This is a genomic window from Streptomyces sp. NPDC031479 (assembly GCF_055581065.1).
The window spans coordinates 99,364-118,370 of sequence record NZ_JBVIKC010000016.1 but is presented as its reverse complement, the minus strand read 5'-3'; the positions used below and the strand labels follow the sequence as shown (position 1 = coordinate 118,370).

Genomic DNA, 19,007 nt, shown 5'->3' with positions numbered 1-19,007 from the left:
CGTCATCCGAAGAAGTTCCGTACGTGCTCCAGCCCGTCGATCAGCGCGTCGACCTCGGCAGGAGAGGAGTACAGGTAGAACGACGCTCGCGTCGTCGCGGGAATTCCGTACCGCAGGCAGACGGGGCGCGCGCAGTGGTGTCCCACGCGGACCGCGATGCCCTGTTCGTCGAGCACCTGGCCGACGTCGTGCGGGTGGATGTCCCCGAGCGTGAAGGAGATCGCGGCGCCGCGGTCCTCGGCCGTGGTCGGGCCGATGATCCGCAGGTCGGGCACCTCCAGGAGGCGCTTGACCGCGTACTCGGTGATCGCGTGCTCGTGGGCGGCGATCTTCTCCATGCCGATCGAGGTCAGGTAGTCCACGGCCGCGCCGAGGCCGACGGCCTGGGCGATCGGGGGCGTACCGGCCTCGAACTTGTGGGGCGCGGGAGCGTACGTCGACGAGTGCATCGAGACGGTTTCGATCATCTCGCCGCCGCCGAGGAACGGAGGCAGGTCCTCCAGCAGCTCCTGGCGGCCCCACAGGACGCCGATGCCGGTCGGGCCGCACATCTTGTGGCCGGTGAAGGCCACGAAGTCGGCGCCGAGGGCCTGGACGTCCAGCGGCATGTGCGGAGCGGCCTGCGAGGCGTCGATCAGCACCAGCGCGCCGACCTCCTGCGCGCGCCGGACGATCGCCTCGACCGGGTTGACCGTGCCCATGATGTTGGAGACCAGCGTGAAGGAGACGATCTTCGTCTTCTCCGTGATGACCTCTTCGATGTTGGACAGGTCGAGCCGGCCGTCGTCGGTGAGGCCGAACCACTTCAGCTTCGCGCCGGTGCGCTGCGAGAGCAGCTGCCACGGCACGATGTTGGAGTGGTGCTCCATCTCCGTGATGGCGATCTCGGTCTCGCGGTCGACCCGGTAGGGCTCCTCCGCCCAGCCGAGCATGTTCGCCACCAGGTTGAGCGACTCGGAGGCGTTCTTGGTGAAGATCACCTCGTCGCGGCTCGGTGCGTTGATGAAGGCGGCGACCTTGTCGCGGGCACCCTCGTACAGCGCCGTGGCCTCCTCGGCGAGCACGTGCACGCCGCGGTGGACGTTGGCGTTGTGCCGCTCGTAGTACTCGTTCAGCGCGTCGAGCACCTGGCGCGGCTTCTGCGAGGTCGCCGCGTTGTCCAGGTAAACGATCTTCTTCCCGTCGTGGACCACACGATCCAGCAGGGGGAAGTCCTTGCGGATCGCCTCGGTGTCGAGGAGGCCAGGCAGCTGTGTCACGCGGTCGCGCCACCCTTCACGTACTTGTCGTAGCCCTCGGCCTCCAGCACGTCGGCCAGCTCGGCGCCGCCGGACTCGGCGATGCGGCCGTTGGCGAACACGTGCACGAAGTCGGGCTTGATGTAGCGCAGGATGCGCGTGTAGTGGGTGATCAGCAGGGTGCCGACCTCACCGGTCTCGCGGACGCGGTTGACGCCTTCGGAGACGATGCGCAGCGCGTCGACGTCCAGGCCGGAGTCGGTCTCGTCGAGGATCGCGATCTTCGGCTTCAGGAGCTCCAGCTGGAGGATCTCGTGGCGCTTCTTCTCACCGCCGGAGAAGCCCTCGTTCACGTTGCGCTCGGCGAAGGCCGGGTCCATCTGGAGCTGCTCCATCGCGGACTTGACCTCCTTCACCCAGGTGCGCAGCTTGGGGGCCTCGCCGCGGATGGCCGTGGCCGAGGTCCGCAGGAAGTTGGAGACCGAGACGCCGGGGACCTCGACCGGGTACTGCATGGCGAGGAAGACGCCGGCGCGGGCGCGCTCGTCGACGGACATCTCCAGGACGTCTTCGCCGTCGAGGGTCACGGTGCCACCGGTGATGGTGTACTTCGGGTGCCCGGCCAGCGAGTACGCCAGCGTGGACTTGCCGGAGCCGTTCGGACCCATGATGGCGTGCGTCTCACCCTGCTTGACGGTGAGGTCGACGCCCTTGAGGATCTCGCGGGCGCCGTTCTCGGCCTCGACGGAGACGTGCAGGTCGTGGATTTCAAGCGTTGCCATGGATACCTCAGGACTCCTGGGTGAGGGAGACGAGCACGTCGTCCCCTTCGATCTTTACGGGGTAAACGGGTACGGGGCGGGTCGCGGGCAGACCGGAAGGCTTCCCGGTGCGCAGGTCGAAGGCCGACCCGTGCAGCCAGCACTCGATCATGCAGTCCTCGACCTCGCCCTCCGAGAGCGAGACGTTCGCGTGCGAGCAGATGTCGTTGATCGCGAACACCTCGCCCTCGGCACGGACGATGGACACCGGCGTGCCGTCGAGTTCCACCCGCTTGGGGGTGTTCTCCTCCAGCTCGCTCAGCGCACAGGCCTTGAGGTAGCTCATCAGACGGACGCCGCCAGCTCGGTCTCGATCCTGGCGAGCAGGCGCTCCTCGATGTCGTCGACACCGATCTGCTGGACGAGCTCGGCGAAGAAGCCGCGCACGACCAGACGGCGGGCCTCGTCGGCCGGGATGCCGCGCGCCTGGAGGTAGAAGAGCTGCTCGTCGTCGAAGCGGCCGGTGGCGGAGGCGTGGCCGGCGCCGACGATCTCGCCGGTCTCGATCTCCAGGTTCGGCACCGAGTCGACCCGCGCGCCGTCCGTCAGGACGAGGTTGCGGTTCATCTCGTAGGTGTCGGTGCCCTCGGCGCTCTTCTCGATGAGCACGTCACCGATCCAGACGGCGTGGGCGTCCTGGCCCTGGAGCGCGCCCTTGTAGACCACGTTCGACTTGCAGTGCGGGGCGTCGTGCGTGACCAGGAGGCGGTGCTCCTGGTGCTGGCCGGCGTCCGTGAAGTACAGACCGAGCATCTCGGCCTCGCCGCCGGGGCCCGCGTAGGCGATCCGGGGGTGCAGACGGACGAGGTCGCCGCCGAAGGTCACGACCACGGACTTGAAGCTCGCGTCGCGGCCGACCAGCGCGTTGTGCTGGGAGGTGTGGACGGCGGTGTCGTCCCAGTCCTGCACGGACACGAAGGTCACCTTGGCGCCGTCGCCGACGAGGATGTCGACGTTGGCGGCGCGGACGCCGTCACCGGTGTGGTCGATCACGATGATCGCCTCGGCGAAGGGCTTGATGTCGAAGACGGTGTGACCGAAGGTCGTGCCGCCCTCGCCGTGCAGGGCGACCCTGATCGGCTCGGCGAGCACGGTCTCCTTGGGCACGGTGACGACCGTGGCCTTGGCGAACGAGGAGAAGGCCTGCGCGGAGACGCGGTCGACGGGCATGCCGGCCTTGCCGATCCGCTCGTCGCCGCGCTCGACCGACTCGACCGTCACGCCCTCCGGCGCGTCGATCTGGGCCTTCATGGTGCCGTCGGCGACCGCGGTGCCGTCGTGCAGGCCCTTGAGGCGGGCGAGCGGGGTGAACCGCCACTCCTCCTCGCGGCCGTGCGGAACCGGGAAGTCGGCCACGTCGAAGGACGGCGGCGCGCTCATCCGGGTGGCGACGGTGGACTCGGCGGCCACCGCGATCGCGCCGGCGGTGGTGGAGCCCGCCGGGATGTTCTGAGCCTCAGCCATGGCTGTCGTGTTGCTCGCTCTCTTAAAAAACGCTGCCTACGTCAAAGAATGTGCTGGATGCCGGGCGGCGGCCGGGACTAGCCGACCGAGCCCTCCATCTGCAGCTCGATCAGCCGGTTGAGCTCCAGGGCGTACTCCATGGGCAGCTCGCGCGCGATGGGCTCGACGAAGCCGCGCACGATCATGGCCATGGCCTCGAACTCCGTCAGACCGCGGCTCATCAGGTAGAAGAGCTGGTCGTCGGAGACCTTGGAGACCGTGGCCTCGTGGCCCATGGAGACGTCGTCCTCACGGACGTCCACGTACGGGTACGTGTCCGAGCGGGAGATCGTGTCGACCAGGAGCGCGTCGCAGAGCACGTTCGACTTGGAGCCGTGGGCGCCCTCGCCGATCTCGACCAGGCCGCGGTACGAGGTGCGGCCGCCACCTCGCGCCACCGACTTGGAGACGATGTTGGAGGAGGTGTTCGGCGCCATGTGGACCATCTTGGAGCCGGCGTCCTGGTGCTGGCCCTCGCCCGCGAAGGCGATGGAGAGGGTCTCGCCCTTGGCGTGCTCGCCCATCAGGTAGACGGCCGGGTACTTCATGGTGACCTTGGAACCGATGTTGCCGTCGATCCACTCCATGGTCGCGCCCTCGTACGCCACGGCGCGCTTGGTGACCAGGTTGTAGACGTTGTTCGACCAGTTCTGGATGGTCGTGTAGCGGCAGCGGCCGCCCTTCTTCACGATGATCTCGACCACGGCGCTGTGCAGCGAGTCCGAGGAGTAGATCGGGGCGGTGCAGCCCTCGACGTAGTGGACGTACGCGTCCTCGTCGACGATGATCAGCGTCCGCTCGAACTGGCCCATGTTCTCCGTGTTGATACGGAAGTAGGCCTGGAGCGGGATGTCGACCTTCACGCCCTTGGGGACGTAGATGAAGGAGCCGCCGGACCACACCGCGGTGTTCAGCGACGCGAACTTGTTGTCGCCGACCGGGATGACCGTGCCGAAGTACTCCTGGAAGAGCTCCGGGTGCTCCTTGAGCGCGGTGTCCGTGTCGAGGAAGATGACGCCCTGCTCCTCCAGGTCCTCACGGATCTGGTGGTAGACGACCTCGGACTCGTACTGGGCCGCGACACCGGCGACGAGGCGCTGCTTCTCCGCCTCCGGGATGCCGAGCTTGTCGTACGTGTTCTTGATGTCCTCGGGCAGGTCCTCCCAGGAAGCGGCCTGCTTCTCGGTGGAACGCACGAAGTACTTGATGTTGTCGAAGTCGATGCCGGAGAGGTCGGAGCCCCAGTTCGGCATGGGCTTCTTGTCGAACAGCTTGAGGCCCTTGAGGCGGAGCTTCAGCATCCACTCCGGCTCGGACTTCTTCGCCGAGATGTCGCGGACGACGTCCTCGGACAGACCCCGCTTGGCAGCGGCACCGGCCGCGTCGGAGTCGGCCCAGCCGTATTCGTAGGTGCCCAGGCCATCGAGCTCAGGGTGAGCAGTCTCCGTGGTCATGCGGGGTTCCTCCCGGCCGTACTTGCAGATACTGATGTGTCGGTCTGTGTGGCGCTTCGCGGAATGAACGTGGTGCACACCCCGTCGCCGTGGGCGATCGTGGCGAGGCGCTGCACATGCGTCCCGAGCAGCCGCGAGAAGACCTCGGTCTCCGCCTCGCAGAGCTGCGGGAACTGCTCGGCGACGTGTGCGACCGGGCAGTGGTGCTGACAGAGCTGTTCACCGCTGTGCGGACCGGGAGCGCTCTTCGCCGTAGCAGCGTACCCGTCCGCGGTCAACGCCTTGGCCAGGGCCTCGGTGCGGTCCGCGGGGGCGGCCGCGTCGACGGACTCCCGGTAGGTCTGCGCCTGCGCCTCCATGCGCGCCCGGGCGAAGGCGGCGACGGCCGCCTCCCCCTGCTCGCCCCCGCCGACGGACTGCGCGATCCAGCGCAGGGCGTCCGCGGCGAGCGTGTCGTAGGACTGGTCGAAGGCGTCGCGGCCGCAGTCGGTGAGCGCGAAGACCTTGGCGGGCCGGCCCCGGGTGCGTGCGCCGTACACACGCTGCTCACGGGGTGCGACCACGTCGTCGGCGACGAGCGTGTCGAGGTGGCGGCGGACGGCGGCCTGGGTGAGGCCGAGACGCTGCGCGAGGTCGGCGACGGTGGAGGGGCCGTGGTCCAGGATGGACCGCGCGACCCGGTTGCGGGTTGACCGCTCCCCGGTCGCGAGCTCCCCCTGGGGGGCCTCGCTCATCCGTTCGCCGTATTTCACAACGCCATTGTTGCGTAATTAAGCGAGCTCCGACAAGCCGTGACGGAGGCCACGCCTGGTGGCATCCATCACTAAGGGTTACCTAATTTGTCGACGGAGAGTTAACCGGAGGGGATTGCTCCGCATCCACGCCGGGCCCCTCCGTGCACCGGCAAAGGGCTCCCACCAGCAAGCCTCCACCCACACTGTGGCCGGACGCGGTGAACACGGGATTCCGGAAAAGATCACGGAAACCGACTGGGCCGACCGGGATCGCGGGACCGAAAAGAGCCGTGTCCGCGACGCGATGTCCGCATCCGGAGGGCACGAAAACCGCCCCCGGGCGGCCGGAGGACGGAAATCCCGGCCGCGTTCCGCCGCGTTCCCAGGGGCTCCACCGGCCCCACGGGGCCGGTGGGGGGTCACCTCCGCCGGGGCCGTGCCCCCCCCCACCCCCAGGACCGGGGACCCCCCGGCGGCCTCCGTAGACTCACCCCCCATGAGCAACGACCCCGCCGTGGAGATCCGCGGACTGGTGAAGCGGTACGGCACCAAAACCGCCGTGGACGGCCTCGACCTCACCGTCCCCCGCGCCCGCGTCACCGCGGTCCTCGGCCCCAACGGCGCGGGCAAGACCACCACCGTGGAGACCTGCGAGGGCTACGTCCGCCCCGACGCCGGCACCGTCCGCGTCCTCGGCCTCGACCCGGTCGCCCGCGCCGAGGCCCTGCGCCCGCGGATCGGCGTCATGCTCCAGTCCGGCGGGGTCTACTCCGGCGCCCGCGCCGTGGAGATGCTCCGCCACGTGGCCAGTCTCCACGCGCACCCGCTGGACGTGGACACCCTCGTGGAACGCCTGGGCCTCGGCGGCTGCGGCCGCACCCCCTACCGCCGGCTGTCCGGCGGCCAGCAGCAGCGGCTCGCCCTGGCCCTGGCCGTCGTCGGCCGCCCGGAGCTGGTCTTCCTGGACGAGCCCACCGCCGGCCTCGACCCGCAGGCCCGCCGCGCGACCTGGGACCTCGTACGGGAACTGCGCTCCGACGGGGTCACCGTCGTCCTCACCACCCACCACATGGACGAGGCCGAGCAGCTCTGCGACGAGGTCGCCATCATGGACGCCGGCCGGGTCATCGCCCACGGCAGCCCCGAGGAGCTGTGCCGCGGCGGCGCCGAGAACACCCTGCGCTTCACCGGCCGCCCCTCCCTCGACCTCCCCTCCCTGCTCAAGGCCCTGCCCGACGGCACCCAGGCCGCCGAGCTCACCCCGGGCTCCTACCGGGTCACCGGCGAGGTGGACCCGCAGCTGCTGGCCACCGTCGCCTCCTGGTGCGCCCAGCACGGGGTGCTGCCCAGCAGCCTCTCGGTGGAGCGGCACACCCTCGAAGACGTCTTCCTCGAACTCACGGGCAAGGAGCTGCGTTCATGAGCGCCGGTACGTTCACCCCCCGTCCGGGGGCCGCGCCCGTGTCCCGCATGATCGTCGCGCAGACGGCACTGGAGACCCGGATGCTGCTGCGCAACGGGGAGCAGCTGCTGCTCACCGTGATCATCCCGGCGCTGCTGCTGACCCTGTTCTCCGCCGTGGACATCGTGGACACGGGTGCCGGGAAGTCCGTCGACTTCCTCGCGCCGGGCGTCCTCGCGCTCGCCGTGATGTCCACCGCCTTCACCGGGCAGGCCATCGCCACCGGCTTCGACCGCCGCTACGGAGTGCTCAAGCGGCTCGGGGCCTCCCCGCTGCCGCGCTGGGCGCTGATGGCCTCCAAGACCCTGTCGGTGCTGGTCACCGAGGTCCTCCAGGTCGCCCTGCTGACGGTGATCGCCCTCGCGCTCGGCTGGTCCCCGCAGGGGAACCCGCTGTCGGTCGCCGCCCTGCTGCTGCTCGGCACGGCCGCGTTCTCCGGGCTCGGGCTGCTGATGGCGGGCACCCTCAGGGCCGAGGCCACGCTGGCCGCCGCCAACCTGGTGTTCCTGCTCCTGCTGGTCGGCGGCGGGGTGATCGTGCCGCTGGAGAAGTTCCCCGGCGCCGTGCAGTCCGCCCTGGGGCTGCTGCCGATCTCGGCGCTCTCCGACGGCCTGCGCGAGGTGCTCCGGCACGGGAGCGCGCTGCCCTGGGGCGACGCGGCGGTCCTGGCCGTCTGGGCCGTGCTGGGACTGGGAGCGGCCGCGAAGTTCTTCCGCTGGGAGTGAATCCCGTCCGCCGTGCGTTGGGCAGGCAGGAGGTTGACCGCCTCCGCTCATCGATGACGCACGACGATCGGGACCCCGGGGGACGGGCATGGCGCAGCGGGAGGCCGTTCTGCGGCTGGACGAACAGTGGGCGCGGATCCGCTCGGGGGCCGCGCACGCGGATCCCGGGGAGAGCGACCGGCTGCTGGCCGAGCTGATCGGGGCGCTGCGCGAGCCCGCCCGGACCGATGCCGACTGCGCGGCCCGGCTGGGGCTGCGCCTGGGGGACCTCGCGGCCCGCCGGTTCGCGGCCGGGGACCGGGCCGGGGCGCTGGCCGCCATCGAGGAGGGGCTGCGGCACGCGCGGCAGGCCGCCGGGCACGCTCCGGAGTACGCCCGGTGGTACGCCCGGGGTCTGATCAACCAGGGGGTCTGGCTGTCCTGGCCGCTGAGCGACGCGGACCGGCTGCCCCGGTATCCGCTGGGCGCGGGCGGCGAGAGCGGCCCGAGCACCATGGAACGGGCGGCCGGGGAGCGCGCCCGCGATCTGACCCGGACGGCCGTGGAGGTGTGGGCCTCCCTGGACCAGCACGACCCCGTCAACCGGCGGGGGCTCGCGCAGGCCAAGGTCTTCCTCGGGGACCGCCTCGCCGAGCTGGGCTTCGCCTCCGACGCCGTCGCCTGGGCGGTGGACGCCGAGGCCGGTTTCCGCCGGATGCTGCTCGCGGCCCCCGCGCCCGAGGAGGCGCAGGAGGCCGAGGAGGCCCTGGACCACATCGGCCGCCAGCTGGAACTGCGGCTGCGCTTCCTGACCTTCGAGTCGCTGGCCGGCCTGCGGACCGAGGGGCTGCTGCCGGAACGCCTGCTCCCGCAGGCGGTGGTGGCGGCCCGGATCCAGGGCGTGGCGGAGGCGGAGATCGCCGCCCGGCTGGGGCTGGACGCCGAGCAGGTGGTGACGATGCTGGAGGTCACGCCCTGGCTCGCGGTGTGGCGGATCGAGGTGCGCGGGCCGGACGGGCTGTGGGCCGCGCAGCCCGCGCCGTGGCGCGACTCGGCGGAGGTGAGGAACCGGACGGCGGAGGACGTGGCGGCCGGGTTGGTACGGGGGTTCATGGACTCCGCGGCCTACCCGGGCGACGGCGCGCTGTGGCGGGTCCGCGTCTGGTGGCACGCGGAGGGCGACCCGGCCGGAGCCAGGTTCCGCCTGGTCATCGGGCCCGACTCACCAGCCGCCACCCCCTCGTGAAAGTTTGCACAAGGCGGCCTTTACGATAGGGGCCGTGTTGAACCCCTTCGCATATCTCGCCGGCCGCTGGACCCCGTCACCCCGGACCGTCCGGCGCGCCGCGCTCGCCGCGCTCGTCATGAGCGTGCTCATCGTCGTCACCGGTGGCGCGGTGCGGCTCACCGGATCCGGTCTCGGCTGCGACACCTGGCCCAAGTGCACCGACGACAGCCTGGTCGTGACGCAGGCGCAGGGCTTCCACGGGGCCATCGAGTTCGGCAACCGCATGCTGACCTACGTGCTCTGCGCGGCCGTCGGCGGGATCATCCTCGCGGCCCGCTCGGCCACGCCCTGGCGGCACTCGCTGACGCGGCTCGGCTGGCTCCAGTTCGCGCTCGTGATGGGCAACGCGGTCCTCGGCGGCATCACCGTCCTGACGGGGCTCAACCCCTACAGCGTGGCCGGCCACTTCCTCCTCGCCACCAGCCTGATCACCGTCACCACCGTCACCTGGCAGCGCGTCGGCGAGGGCGACAGCGCCCCCCGCCCGCGCGTGCCCGGTCCGGTGCGCAAGCTCTCCTGGGCCCTGGTCGCGACCACCCTGGTGCTGATCGCGGCCGGTACGGTCGTCACGGGCTCCGGCCCGCACGCCGGCGACAGCAGCGAGATCAAGCGCATGCCGTTCGACTGGGCCACCACCGCGCACGTGCACGCGATCGCCGCCTGGCTGGTCTGCGCGCTCGCCGTCGCGATGTGGCTGGTGCTGCGCGTCGTGGACGCCCCCGACGACACCCGGGCCCGCGCCCGTGACCTGCTGGTCGTCCTGCTCGCCCAGGGGGCCATCGGCTACGTCCAGTTCTTCACGGACGTGCCCGAGGTGCTGGTCGCCGTGCACATGCTGGGTTCCTGCCTGGTCTGGATCTCCGTGCTCCGCGTGGTGCTGAGCCTGCGCGAGCGCTCCGCCGACCGGGCGGAGGTCCCGGCGCGGGACGACGCGCGGCTCTCCGCGGTCTGACCCGTCCCGGCCGCCCCGGCTTCCGGGGCGGCGGCCGTCCTCAGCCGCGCTCGTCCAGCCGGTAGACGCGCCGGGCGTTGTCGGCCGCGACCATCGCCGCCACCCGGTCCGCGTCCCGCCAGGACCAGGCCCCGTCGGCGACCCAGCCGCCCAGGACCCGGCCCAGCGCCTCGCGGAACACCAGCGCGCCGACCGCGTGCAGCTCCGGCAGGCGCCGGCCACCGCTGGAGAACAGCAGCTTCCCGAAGGGCGCGAGTTCCAGCACCTCGGCCAGGACGGCGGCGGCGCGGGCACCCGTCGCCGCGAGGGCGGGTCCGAGATCGGCGTGGACGTGCGGATGCGCGGCGGCCAGCCCGGCCGTGTGCCGGTGGTACGGGTACCCGCCGAGCAGCACCAGCTGCGTCCCCAGGCCCTCGGTGGCCCGTACGAACCCGGTCAGCGCCCCGGGCTCCCGCGCCCCGGTGTGCAGCTGGACCGGCAGCCCACAGCTCACGGCGCTCCACAGCAGGTGCCGCAGGAGTACGGGGTCCCGTACGGCCCCTCCCGCGGCCCGTCCGGCCAGCCACCGCCCGGCGGCCCCGCGCACCTCGCCGGGTCCCGGCGGGCTCGGGTCGTCCGCGAGCGCGCGGGCGTATCCGGTGGCGGCGCCGCAGCCGAAGGCGACGGCCGAGGCCGCGGCGTGGTGGACGGCGCCGCCCAGGTTGGCCAGGAACGCCGCGACGGTCCCGGAGGTGTCGGCGGCCTGCTCGGCGAGTGATTCCAGCCGGACCACCTCGAAGGCCTCCGCCTCCCCGGCGAGTGCCAGCTCCTTGGCCCCGGTGAGGTCCCCGGACGCCCCCGTGTCGACCAGGTGGGCGCCCACCCCGGAGCCGCGCAGCAGCCGCCGCGCGGTCTCGGCGGGCCCGAGTTCGCGCCGCCGGGCCAGGTAGCGGGCGGGCGGGCAGTGGGGCTCCAGCCCGAGCAGCGGCGGGCACCAGCGGCGCACGGCGAAGCCGGCCTGGGTGTCGAAGAAGGTGGTGCCGGCGGCGGGCGGGCCGGCCGCGCCGGTCAGCTCGGCCTCGAACGTGGCGAGTCCCAGCTCCGTGCGGAGCACTCCGTGGCAGTGCTGGTCCACCAGGGGCGGCGTTTCGATCATCCGGGCATCCCGTTGCGGACGTGAGGAAGCGGGTTCCACGGTCCTAACGGGTGAGCGGGGCAGTTGGTTGTGCTCGCGCTGTTGACCGAGCGGGTCCGGCCCGATCCGGCACGGGGCTCCCGGGCCGGAGGGGCGCGCCGGGGGCAGGTCCGGGCGCCCGGAGAGGACCCGCGGAACGGGGGTCCTCTCCGGGCGCCCGGACCCGCGGGCCCGGCACCGGCGCCCCGGAGGCGGAGGAGCCCTCAGGAAGAGGGGCCGCCGAGCTGGATGCCGGCCATGCGCGTCCACTCGTACGGGCCGGTCCGGACGCGGGCGGCGAACTCTCCGTCGAACTCGTCGTGGAGGGTCAGCCCGGCCTGCTCGGCGGCGAGCCGGGCCACGGTGTGCGTCCGGGCGACCAGGTCGCCCCAGCCGCCGTCCGTGCCGACGAGCACGATGCGGGTGCCGGCCTGGCCGATGTGGGCGAGGTGGCCCTCGGCGCCGCCGTGCTGCTTGGCGAACGCGCCGATCTGCCGGGCCAGCTTCGTCGCCCTGCGGGCCTGCTTCTTGTCTGCTGCGGTGTCTGCGGTCTCCGCGGTCTCTGCCATGAACGGCATGCTACCGGCGAGTAATCAACGGAGGAAGGGATCCACGGCCACGGCGACGAAGAGGAGCGACACATAGGTGATGGACCAGTGGAACAGCCGCATCTCCTTGAGCTTCGCACCCGTCACCCCGGCCTTGGCGCGGGCGCTCAGCGCGTGCGCCTCCCACAGCCACCAGCCGCCGGCCAGCAGCGCGACCGAGGTGTAGAACCAGCCGGTGTACCCCAGCGGGGTCAGCAGCAGCGATACCGCCACCATCACCCAGCTGTAGAGGACGATCTGCTTGGCGACGGCCTTGTTGCCCGCCACGACCGGCAGCATCGGCACGCCGACGCGCGCGTAGTCGTCCTTCACCTTCATCGACAGCGGCCAGTAGTGCGGCGGCGTCCAGAAGAAGATGACGAGGAAGAGGATGACCGCGGCCCAGGAGACCTCGTTCTTGACGGCCGACCAGCCGATGAGGACCGGCAGGCAGCCCGCGATCCCGCCCCAGACGATGTTCTGCGCCGTACGCCTCTTGAGCAGCATCGTGTAGACCACGACGTAGAAGAGGAGCGCGCCGAGCGAGAGCGCGGCCGACAGCCAGTTGATCAGCAGACCGAAGAACAGGGTGGAGATCACGCCGAGCGAGATGCCGAAGACCAGGCACTCGCGCGGGCTCACCATGCCGGTCACCAGCGGACGCTGCGCCGTACGGTCCATCAGCGCGTCGATGTCGCGGTCGATGTACATGTTCAGCGCATTGGCGCCGCCCGCGGAGAGGTAGCCGCCGAAGCAGGTGGCGAGCACCAGCCACATCGGCGGCACGCCCTGCTCCGCGAGGAACATCACCGGCACTGTGGTGATCAGCAGAAGTTCGATGATCCGCGGCTTGGTCAATGCCACGAAAGCCATGACCCGGGCCCCGAACGGCCGGTGACCGGGGCTCGTCCCGAGCACCCCCGCTGGACGGGATTCGACGGCCGTCACGCACACCCCTGAGAGAGAATCCAGCAAGCTCCGACTCGGACCCTTCAGGACATGAAGGCCCGGTAAAGGCTTGCGCGTACCACGCCACTCTAGACGTTGCACTTGCGTCGCCCCGCGCGGGGGTCGTCTCGTGTTGGGCCGATCGGACCGGACGGACGGTTCACACGTGCGGACGCCGGATGAACAAGGGGCACCGACCTGGCGACGCACTGCCTGCACTCGAATAGCCCCACGCCCTCGCGGGGGTAGGCTCGGAATCGCGCCGGTGCGTCGTTCGTCACCGGGAATACAACATGTGGAGAGGAGCCCTGACCAACGGTGAGCACCAAGCCGACCACCACAGAGCTCGAATGGACCGAACTGGACCAGCGGGCCGTCGACACCGCCCGCATCCTGGCCGCGGACGCGGTCCAGAAGGTCGGAAACGGCCACCCCGGTACGGCGATGAGCCTGGCCCCCGCCGCGTACACCCTCTTCCAGAAGGTCATGCGGCACGACCCGGCCGACCCCGAGTGGGTCGGCCGTGACCGTTTCGTGCTCTCCGCGGGGCACTCGTCCCTGACCCTCTACACCCAGCTCTACCTGGGTGGCTTCGGCCTGGAGCTGGACGACCTCAAGGCGTTCCGCACCTGGGGCTCCAAGACCCCCGGGCACCCGGAGTACGGCCACACGGCCGCCGTCGAGACCACCACCGGCCCGCTGGGCCAGGGCATCGCGAACGCGGTGGGCATGGCCATGGCCGCCCGCTACGAGCGCGGTCTGTTCGACCCGGAGGCGGCCGCCGGCACCTCCCCGTTCGACCACATGGTCTACGCGATCGCGGGCGACGGCTGCCTCCAGGAGGGCATCTCCCACGAGGCGTCCGCGCTGGCGGGCCACCAGAAGCTCGGCAACCTCGTGCTGCTGTGGGACGACAACCACATCTCCATCGAGGGCGACACCGAGACCGCCGTCTCCGAGGACACCCTGAAGCGCTACGAGGCGTACGGCTGGCACGTCCAGCGCGTGGCCCCGCAGGCAAACGGCGACCTCGACCCGAAGGCGCTGTTCGAGGCCTTCCAGGCCGCCAAGGCCGAGACGGAGCGCCCGTCCTTCATCGCGGCCCGCTCGATCATCGCCTGGCCGGCCCCGCACGCCCAGGGCACCGAGGCCTCCCACGGCTCGGCCCTCGGCAACGACGAGGTCGCCGCGACCAAGCGCGTGCTCGGCTTCGACCCGGAGCAGACCTTCGAGGTCTCCGACGCGGTCATCGGCCACACCCGCGGCCTCGTGGACCGCGGCCGTGACGCCCGCGCCGCCTGGGAGAAGGAGTTCTCCGCCTGGCGCACCGCCAACCCGCAGCGCGCGACCGAGTTCGACCGCGTCAACGCCAACGAGCTGCCCGCCGGCTGGGAGGACAAGCTCCCCGTCTTCGAGACCGGCAAGGGCGTCGCCACCCGCGCCGCCTCCGGCAAGGTCCTCGAAGCGCTCGGCGCGATCATCCCGGAGCTGTGGGGCGGCTCGGCCGACCTGGCCGGCTCCAACAACACCACCATCGACAAGAACTCCTCGTTCCTGCCGGTGGGCAACCCGCTGCCGGAGGCCGACCCGTACGGCCGCACCATCCACTTCGGCATCCGCGAGCACGCCATGGCCGCGGCCATGAACGGCATCGCCCTGCACGGCCACACCCGCATCTACGGCGGCACCTTCCTGGTGTTCTCCGACTACATGCGCAACGCCGTCCGGCTGTCCGCGCTGATGCACCTGCCGGTGACGTACGTGTGGACGCACGACTCCATCGGCCTCGGCGAGGACGGCCCGACCCACCAGCCGGTCGAGCACGTCGCCGCGCTGCGCGCCATCCCGGGTCTGAACGTCGTCCGTCCGGCCGACGCGAACGAGACCGCCATCGCCTGGCGCGAGGTCCTGCGCCGCCACACCAAGGTGTTCGGCAAGGGTGCCCCGCACGGTCTGGCGCTGACCCGCCAGGGCGTGCCGACCTACGAGCGCAACGAGGACGCCGCCAAGGGCGGGTACGTGCTGTTCGAGGCCGAGGGCGGCCCCGCGCAGGTCGTGCTCATCGGCACCGGTTCCGAGGTCCAGCTCGCCGTCGCCGCGCGCGAGGCGCTGCAGGCCGAGGGCGTTCCGGCGCGCGTGGTCTCGATGCCGTGCGTCGAGTGGTTCGAGGAGCAGGACCAGGAGTACAAGGACAGCGTGCTGCCGCCCTCCGTCAAGGCGCGAGTCGCGGTCGAGGCCGGCATCGGCCTGACCTGGCACCGTTACGTCGGTGACGCGGGCCGGATCGTCTCGCTGGAGCACTTCGGTGCCTCCGCCGACGGCGCCGTCCTGTTCCGCGAGTTCGGCCTCACCGCCGAAGCCGTGACCGCAGCAGCCAAGGCCTCCATCACCGCCGCCGCGCGCTGAGTCCGGCACCAGAACCAAGTAGGAGATGCAATTCCCATGACAGACGCACTCAAGCGCCTCTCCGACGAGGGCGTGGCGATCTGGCTGGACGACCTGTCCCGCAAGCGCATCACGTCCGGCAACCTCGCCGAGCTCATCGACCAGAGCCACGTGGTCGGTGTGACCACCAACCCGTCGATCTTCCAGAAGGCGATCAGCAGCGGTGACGGTTACGAGCAGCAGCTCGCCGACCTCGCCGCCCGCAAGGTCACCGTCGACGAGGCGATCCGGATGATCACCACGGCGGACGTCCGCGACGCCGCCGACATCCTGCGCCCGGTCTTCGACGCGACCGAGGGCCAGGACGGCCGCGTGTCGATCGAGGTCGACCCGCGTCTGGCGCACGAGACCACGGCGACCGTCGCCGAGGCCAAGCAGCTCGCCTGGCTGGTGGACCGCCCGAACACCCTGATCAAGATCCCGGCGACCGAGGCCGGCCTGCCGGCGATCACCGAGGTCATCGGCCGGGGGATCAGCGTCAACGTCACGCTGATCTTCTCGCTGGAGCGCTACCGCGCGGTCATGGACGCGTACCTGGCGGGCCTGGAGAAGGCGAAGGCCGCCGGCCTGGACCTCTCCGAGATCCACTCGGTCGCCTCCTTCTTCGTGTCCCGCGTGGACAGCGAGATCGACAAGCGCCTCGACGGCATCGGGACCGACGAGGCGAAGGCCCTGAAGGGCAAGGCGGCCCTCGCCAACGCCCGTCTGGCCTACGAGGCCTACGAAGAGGTCTTCTCCTCCGAGCGCTGGGCGGCCCTGGACCGGGCGCACGCCAACAAGCAGCGCCCGCTGTGGGCCTCGACCGGCGTCAAGGACCCGGCCTACAAGGACACCCTGTACGTGGTGGACCTGGTCGCCCCCGGCACCGTGAACACCATGCCCGAGGCCACCCTGGAGGCCACCGCCGACCACGGCGAGGTCTCCGGCGACACCATCCGCGGCACGTACGAGCAGGCTCGCGCCGAGCTCGACGCGGTCGCGAAGCTGGGCATCTCGTACGACGATGTGGTGCAGCTGCTCGAAGACGAAGGCGTCGAGAAGTTCGAGGCGTCGTGGAACGACCTGCTGAAGTCGACCGAGGCGGAGCTCAAGCGCCTCGCCCCCGCGGAGGACTGAGTATTTTGTCGGTGAACGGAGCGAACCCGCTTCGTGACGCACAGGACCGGCGGCTCCCGCGCATCGCGGGGCCGTCCGGCCTGGTCATTTTCGGCGTTACGGGTGACCTGTCGCGCAAGAAGCTGATGCCCGCCGTCTACGACCTGGCGAACCGCGGCCTGCTGCCGCCGGGCTTCTCCCTGATCGGCTTCGCCCGCCGCGAGTGGCAGGACGAGGACTTCGCGCAGGAGGTGCACGACGCTGTCAAGCAGCACTCCCGCACCCCCTTCCGCGAAGAGGTCTGGCAGCAGCTGGTACAGGGCTGCCGGTTCGTCCAGGGCGATTTCGACGACGACGCGGCCTTCGAGACCCTCAAGGCCACCATCGAGGAACTCGACAAGGCACAGGGGACGGGCGGCAACTTCGCCTTCTACCTCTCCGTGCCCCCGAAGTTCTTCCCCAAGGTGGTCCAGCAGCTCAAGGACCACGGTCTGGCGCAGAAGGAAGGCTCCTGGCGGCGCGCCGTCATCGAGAAGCCCTTCGGCCACGACCTCAAGAGCGCGGAAGAGCTCAACAAGGTCGTCCACGAGGTCTTCCCCCGTGACGAGGTCTTCCGGATCGACCACTACCTCGGCAAGGAGACCGTCCAGAACATCCTGGCGCTCCGCTTCGCCAACACCATGTTCGAGCCGATCTGGAACCGGTCGTACGTCGACCACGTGCAGATCACCATGGCGGAGGACATCGGCATCGGCGGCCGGGCCGGCTACTACGACGGCATCGGCGCCGCGCGCGACGTCATCCAGAACCACCTGCTCCAGCTGCTGGCGCTGACCGCGATGGAGGAGCCGGGCTCCTTCCACCCCAAGGCGCTGGTGGCCGAGAAGCTCAAGGTGCTGACCGCCGTGGAGCTGCCCGAGGACCTGGGCAAGCACACCGTGCGCGGCCAGTACTCGGCGGCCTGGCAGGGTGGCGAGAAGGTCGTCGGGTACCTCGAAGAGGACGGCATCGACCCCAAGTCGAAGACCGACACCTACGCGGCCATCCGCCTGGAGATCAACAACCGCCGCTGGGCGGGCGTCCCCTTCTACCTGCGGACGGGCAAGCGCCTGGGCCGCCGGGTGACCGAGATCGCCGTGGTCTTCAAGCGGGCGCCGTACCTGCCGTTCGAGTCGGGCGCGACCGAGGAGCTGGGGCAGAACGCCCTGGTCATCCGGGTCCAGCCGGACGAGGGCGTGACCGTCCGCTTCGGCTCCAAGGTGCCGGGCACCTCCATGGAGGTCCGGGACGTCACGATGGACTTCGCCTACGGCGAGTCCTTCACCGAGTCCAGCCCCGAGGCGTACGAGCGGCTCATCCTCGATGTCCTCCTCGGCGACGCGAACCTCTTCCCGCGTCACCAGGAAGTCGAGCTGTCCTGGAACATCCTCGACCCGATCGAGGAGTACTGGGACAAGCACGGCAAGCCCGCGCAGTACCCGGCGGGCACCTGGGGGCCGGTCGAGGCGGACGAGATGCTCGCACGAGACGGACGGAGCTGGCGCCGGCCATGAAGATCGACCTCACGGAGACCACCTCCAGCAAGATCAACGCCGCGTTGGTGCAGGCGCGCCGGGACATCGGCACGCCGGCCATCGGCATGGTCCTCACGCTGGTGATCGTGACCGACGAGGAGAACGCGTACGACGCGCTCAAGTCGGCGAACGACGCGTCCCACGAACACCCCTCGCGGATCGTCGTCGTGGTCAAGCGGGTCAGCCGTTCCCCGCGCAGCCGCCGTGACGCCCGCCTCGACGCGGAGCTCCGCGTCGGGGCGGACGCGGGCAGCGGGGAGACGGTCGTGCTCCGCCTGCACGGCGAACTGGTCGACCACGCCCAGTCCGTGGTGCTCCCGCTCCTGCTGCCCGACGCCCCCGTGGTCGTCTGGTGGCCGGAGGGTGCTCCCGCGGACCTGGCGGGCGACCCGCTGGGCGCGCTGGGACAGCGCCGGATCACCGACACCTACTCCTCGGAGAAGCCCGTCGCCGCGCTCGGCGAGCGGGCGGCGGCGTACGCGCCGGGTGACACCGACCTGTCCTGGACCCGGATCACCCCGTGGCGTTCGATGCTGGCCGCCGCGCTGGACCAGCAGAGCCTGTCGGTCGCCTCGGCGACCGTCGAGGGCGAGGACGAGAACCCGAGCTGCGAGCTGCTGGCCATGTGGCTGGCGGACCGTCTCGGGGTGCCGGTCCACCGCGCCCGCTCCGGCGGGCCGGGGCTGACCGCCGTACGGCTGGAGACCAAGGACGGCTCGATCGTCCTGGACCGGGCGGACGGCGCGCTGGCGACGCTGTGCATGCCGGGGCAGCCCGACCGTGCGGTGGCGCTCAAGCGCCGGGACACGGCCGAGCTGCTGGCGGAGGAACTGCGCCGGCTGGACCCGGACAACACCTACGAGGCCTCGCTGAAGTTCGGCGTGGCCCGTCTGGAGGCGTCCGCCCCGGCCTCCGCCGCGGCTCCGGCCGAGGCGGAGCCCGAGGCTCCGGCCGAGGCCCCGGCCCCGGCCAAGCCCGCCGCCAAGCCGGCGGCGAAGAAGGCCCCGGCCAAGTAGCGGTACCGGTGAAGGGCGGAGCGGCTCCCCGCC

17 protein-coding genes are annotated in these 19,007 nt (G+C 71.0%); 8 read left to right on the top strand and 9 right to left on the bottom strand.

Annotated elements, in window-relative coordinates; all coding sequences use genetic code 11:
* Positions 1 to 2 precede the first annotated feature (2 nt).
* The 6 genes from ACZ5D2_RS19905 to ACZ5D2_RS19880 all read right to left on the bottom strand — a co-directional run bounded on the left by ACZ5D2_RS19905 (position 3) and on the right by ACZ5D2_RS19880 (position 5,750).
* Entirely contained in the window at positions 3 to 1,259 is a 1,257-nt protein-coding gene (locus ACZ5D2_RS19905; protein WP_285537575.1) for a cysteine desulfurase, read from the bottom strand.
* The gene (gene sufC, locus ACZ5D2_RS19900; protein WP_030237127.1) at positions 1,256 to 2,020 is read right to left on the bottom strand and encodes a Fe-S cluster assembly ATPase SufC; all 765 of its coding nucleotides are present in this window, start codon (positions 2,018 to 2,020) and stop codon (positions 1,256 to 1,258) included. Before sufC ends, ACZ5D2_RS19905 begins: the two co-directional genes overlap by 4 nt.
* A 7-nt stretch (positions 2,021 to 2,027) precedes the next feature.
* Positions 2,028 to 2,345 (bottom strand): bifunctional 3-phenylpropionate/cinnamic acid dioxygenase ferredoxin subunit, encoded by a 318-nt coding sequence (locus ACZ5D2_RS19895; protein ID WP_030237129.1) that lies wholly within the window; start codon positions 2,343 to 2,345, stop codon positions 2,028 to 2,030.
* The gene (gene sufD, locus ACZ5D2_RS19890; RefSeq protein WP_371679098.1) at positions 2,345 to 3,523 is read right to left on the bottom strand and encodes a Fe-S cluster assembly protein SufD; all 1,179 of its coding nucleotides are present in this window, start codon (positions 3,521 to 3,523) and stop codon (positions 2,345 to 2,347) included. The genes ACZ5D2_RS19895 and sufD overlap by 1 nt, the downstream gene beginning before the upstream one ends.
* A gap of 77 nt (positions 3,524 to 3,600) precedes the next feature.
* Positions 3,601 to 5,016, bottom strand: coding sequence for a Fe-S cluster assembly protein SufB (gene sufB, locus ACZ5D2_RS19885; RefSeq protein WP_214930288.1), 1,416 nt, complete (start codon positions 5,014 to 5,016; stop codon positions 3,601 to 3,603).
* Positions 5,013 to 5,750: a helix-turn-helix transcriptional regulator gene (locus ACZ5D2_RS19880; RefSeq protein ID WP_371679097.1), complete on the bottom strand. Its 738-nt coding sequence runs from the start codon at positions 5,748 to 5,750 to the stop codon at positions 5,013 to 5,015. Before ACZ5D2_RS19880 ends, sufB begins: the two co-directional genes overlap by 4 nt.
* A gap of 496 nt (positions 5,751 to 6,246) precedes the next feature.
* On the opposite strand from ACZ5D2_RS19880, the gene ACZ5D2_RS19875 reads away from it, so the two are divergent.
* The 4 genes from ACZ5D2_RS19875 to ACZ5D2_RS19860 all read left to right on the top strand — a co-directional run bounded on the left by ACZ5D2_RS19875 (position 6,247) and on the right by ACZ5D2_RS19860 (position 10,156).
* Positions 6,247 to 7,173: an ABC transporter ATP-binding protein gene (locus ACZ5D2_RS19875; RefSeq protein WP_371679096.1), complete on the top strand. Its 927-nt coding sequence runs from the start codon at positions 6,247 to 6,249 to the stop codon at positions 7,171 to 7,173.
* Positions 7,170 to 7,937 carry an ABC transporter permease gene (locus tag ACZ5D2_RS19870; RefSeq protein WP_371679095.1) on the top strand — a complete coding sequence of 256 codons (768 nt, stop codon included), beginning with the start codon at positions 7,170 to 7,172 and terminating at the stop codon, positions 7,935 to 7,937. Before ACZ5D2_RS19875 ends, ACZ5D2_RS19870 begins: the two co-directional genes overlap by 4 nt.
* Before the next feature lie 88 nt (positions 7,938 to 8,025).
* On the top strand, positions 8,026 to 9,162 hold the full coding sequence (locus ACZ5D2_RS19865) for a hypothetical protein (RefSeq protein WP_371679094.1): 1,137 nt from the start codon (positions 8,026 to 8,028) through the stop codon (positions 9,160 to 9,162).
* A 4-nt stretch (positions 9,163 to 9,166) separates the two neighbouring features.
* Positions 9,167 to 10,156, top strand: a complete 990-nt coding sequence (locus ACZ5D2_RS19860; protein ID WP_371679093.1) for a COX15/CtaA family protein — start codon at positions 9,167 to 9,169, stop codon at positions 10,154 to 10,156.
* A gap of 40 nt (positions 10,157 to 10,196) precedes the next feature.
* On the opposite strand, the gene ACZ5D2_RS19855 is transcribed toward ACZ5D2_RS19860, so the two are convergent.
* From ACZ5D2_RS19855 to ACZ5D2_RS19845, 3 genes are all read right to left on the bottom strand, one after another.
* The gene (locus ACZ5D2_RS19855) at positions 10,197 to 11,291 is read right to left on the bottom strand and encodes an amidohydrolase family protein (protein ID WP_371679092.1); all 1,095 of its coding nucleotides are present in this window, start codon (positions 11,289 to 11,291) and stop codon (positions 10,197 to 10,199) included.
* A gap of 242 nt (positions 11,292 to 11,533) precedes the next feature.
* The gene (locus ACZ5D2_RS19850; RefSeq protein ID WP_371679090.1) at positions 11,534 to 11,878 is read right to left on the bottom strand and encodes a hypothetical protein; all 345 of its coding nucleotides are present in this window, start codon (positions 11,876 to 11,878) and stop codon (positions 11,534 to 11,536) included.
* A gap of 24 nt (positions 11,879 to 11,902) precedes the next feature.
* Positions 11,903 to 12,850, bottom strand: a complete 948-nt coding sequence (locus ACZ5D2_RS19845) for a heme o synthase (protein WP_371681313.1) — start codon at positions 12,848 to 12,850, stop codon at positions 11,903 to 11,905.
* 312 nt (positions 12,851 to 13,162) lie between these two features.
* On the opposite strand from ACZ5D2_RS19845, the gene tkt reads away from it, so the two are divergent.
* The 4 genes from tkt to opcA are packed head-to-tail and all read left to right on the top strand — an operon-like array spanning position 13,163 to position 18,974.
* Positions 13,163 to 15,250, top strand: a complete 2,088-nt coding sequence (gene tkt / locus ACZ5D2_RS19840) for a transketolase (RefSeq protein WP_371679089.1) — start codon at positions 13,163 to 13,165, stop codon at positions 15,248 to 15,250.
* A 36-nt stretch (positions 15,251 to 15,286) separates the two neighbouring features.
* Entirely contained in the window at positions 15,287 to 16,405 is a 1,119-nt protein-coding gene (gene tal / locus ACZ5D2_RS19835) for a transaldolase (RefSeq protein ID WP_371679088.1), read from the top strand.
* Between the two features lie 2 nt (positions 16,406 to 16,407).
* On the top strand, positions 16,408 to 17,937 hold the full coding sequence (gene zwf / locus ACZ5D2_RS19830; RefSeq protein WP_280914814.1) for a glucose-6-phosphate dehydrogenase: 1,530 nt from the start codon (positions 16,408 to 16,410) through the stop codon (positions 17,935 to 17,937).
* Positions 17,934 to 18,974, top strand: a complete 1,041-nt coding sequence (opcA, locus tag ACZ5D2_RS19825) for a glucose-6-phosphate dehydrogenase assembly protein OpcA (RefSeq protein ID WP_468930790.1) — start codon at positions 17,934 to 17,936, stop codon at positions 18,972 to 18,974. Before zwf ends, opcA begins: the two co-directional genes overlap by 4 nt.
* Positions 18,975 to 19,007: the final 33 nt, after the last annotated feature.

What these genes read in the sequence shown, in the direction of transcription:
- sufC (WP_030237127.1), bottom strand. Translation starts at nt 2,020, where the DNA reads ATGGCAACGCTTGAAATCCACGACCTGCACGTCTCCGTCGAGGCCGAG.
- ACZ5D2_RS19895 (WP_030237129.1), bottom strand. Translation starts at nt 2,345, where the DNA reads ATGAGCTACCTCAAGGCCTGTGCGCTGAGCGAGCTGGAGGAGAACACC.
- sufD (WP_371679098.1), bottom strand. Translation starts at nt 3,523, where the DNA reads ATGGCTGAGGCTCAGAACATCCCGGCGGGCTCCACCACCGCCGGCGCG.
- sufB (WP_214930288.1), bottom strand. Translation starts at nt 5,016, where the DNA reads ATGACCACGGAGACTGCTCACCCTGAGCTCGATGGCCTGGGCACCTAC.
- ACZ5D2_RS19880 (WP_371679097.1), bottom strand. Translation starts at nt 5,750, where the DNA reads ATGAGCGAGGCCCCCCAGGGGGAGCTCGCGACCGGGGAGCGGTCAACC.
- ACZ5D2_RS19875 (WP_371679096.1), top strand. Translation starts at nt 6,247, where the DNA reads ATGAGCAACGACCCCGCCGTGGAGATCCGCGGACTGGTGAAGCGGTAC.
- ACZ5D2_RS19870 (WP_371679095.1), top strand. Translation starts at nt 7,170, where the DNA reads ATGAGCGCCGGTACGTTCACCCCCCGTCCGGGGGCCGCGCCCGTGTCC.
- ACZ5D2_RS19865 (WP_371679094.1), top strand. Translation starts at nt 8,026, where the DNA reads ATGGCGCAGCGGGAGGCCGTTCTGCGGCTGGACGAACAGTGGGCGCGG.
- ACZ5D2_RS19855 (WP_371679092.1), bottom strand. Translation starts at nt 11,291, where the DNA reads ATGATCGAAACGCCGCCCCTGGTGGACCAGCACTGCCACGGAGTGCTC.
- ACZ5D2_RS19850 (WP_371679090.1), bottom strand. Translation starts at nt 11,878, where the DNA reads ATGGCAGAGACCGCGGAGACCGCAGACACCGCAGCAGACAAGAAGCAG.
- tal (WP_371679088.1), top strand. Translation starts at nt 15,287, where the DNA reads ATGACAGACGCACTCAAGCGCCTCTCCGACGAGGGCGTGGCGATCTGG.
- opcA (WP_468930790.1), top strand. Translation starts at nt 17,934, where the DNA reads ATGAAGATCGACCTCACGGAGACCACCTCCAGCAAGATCAACGCCGCG.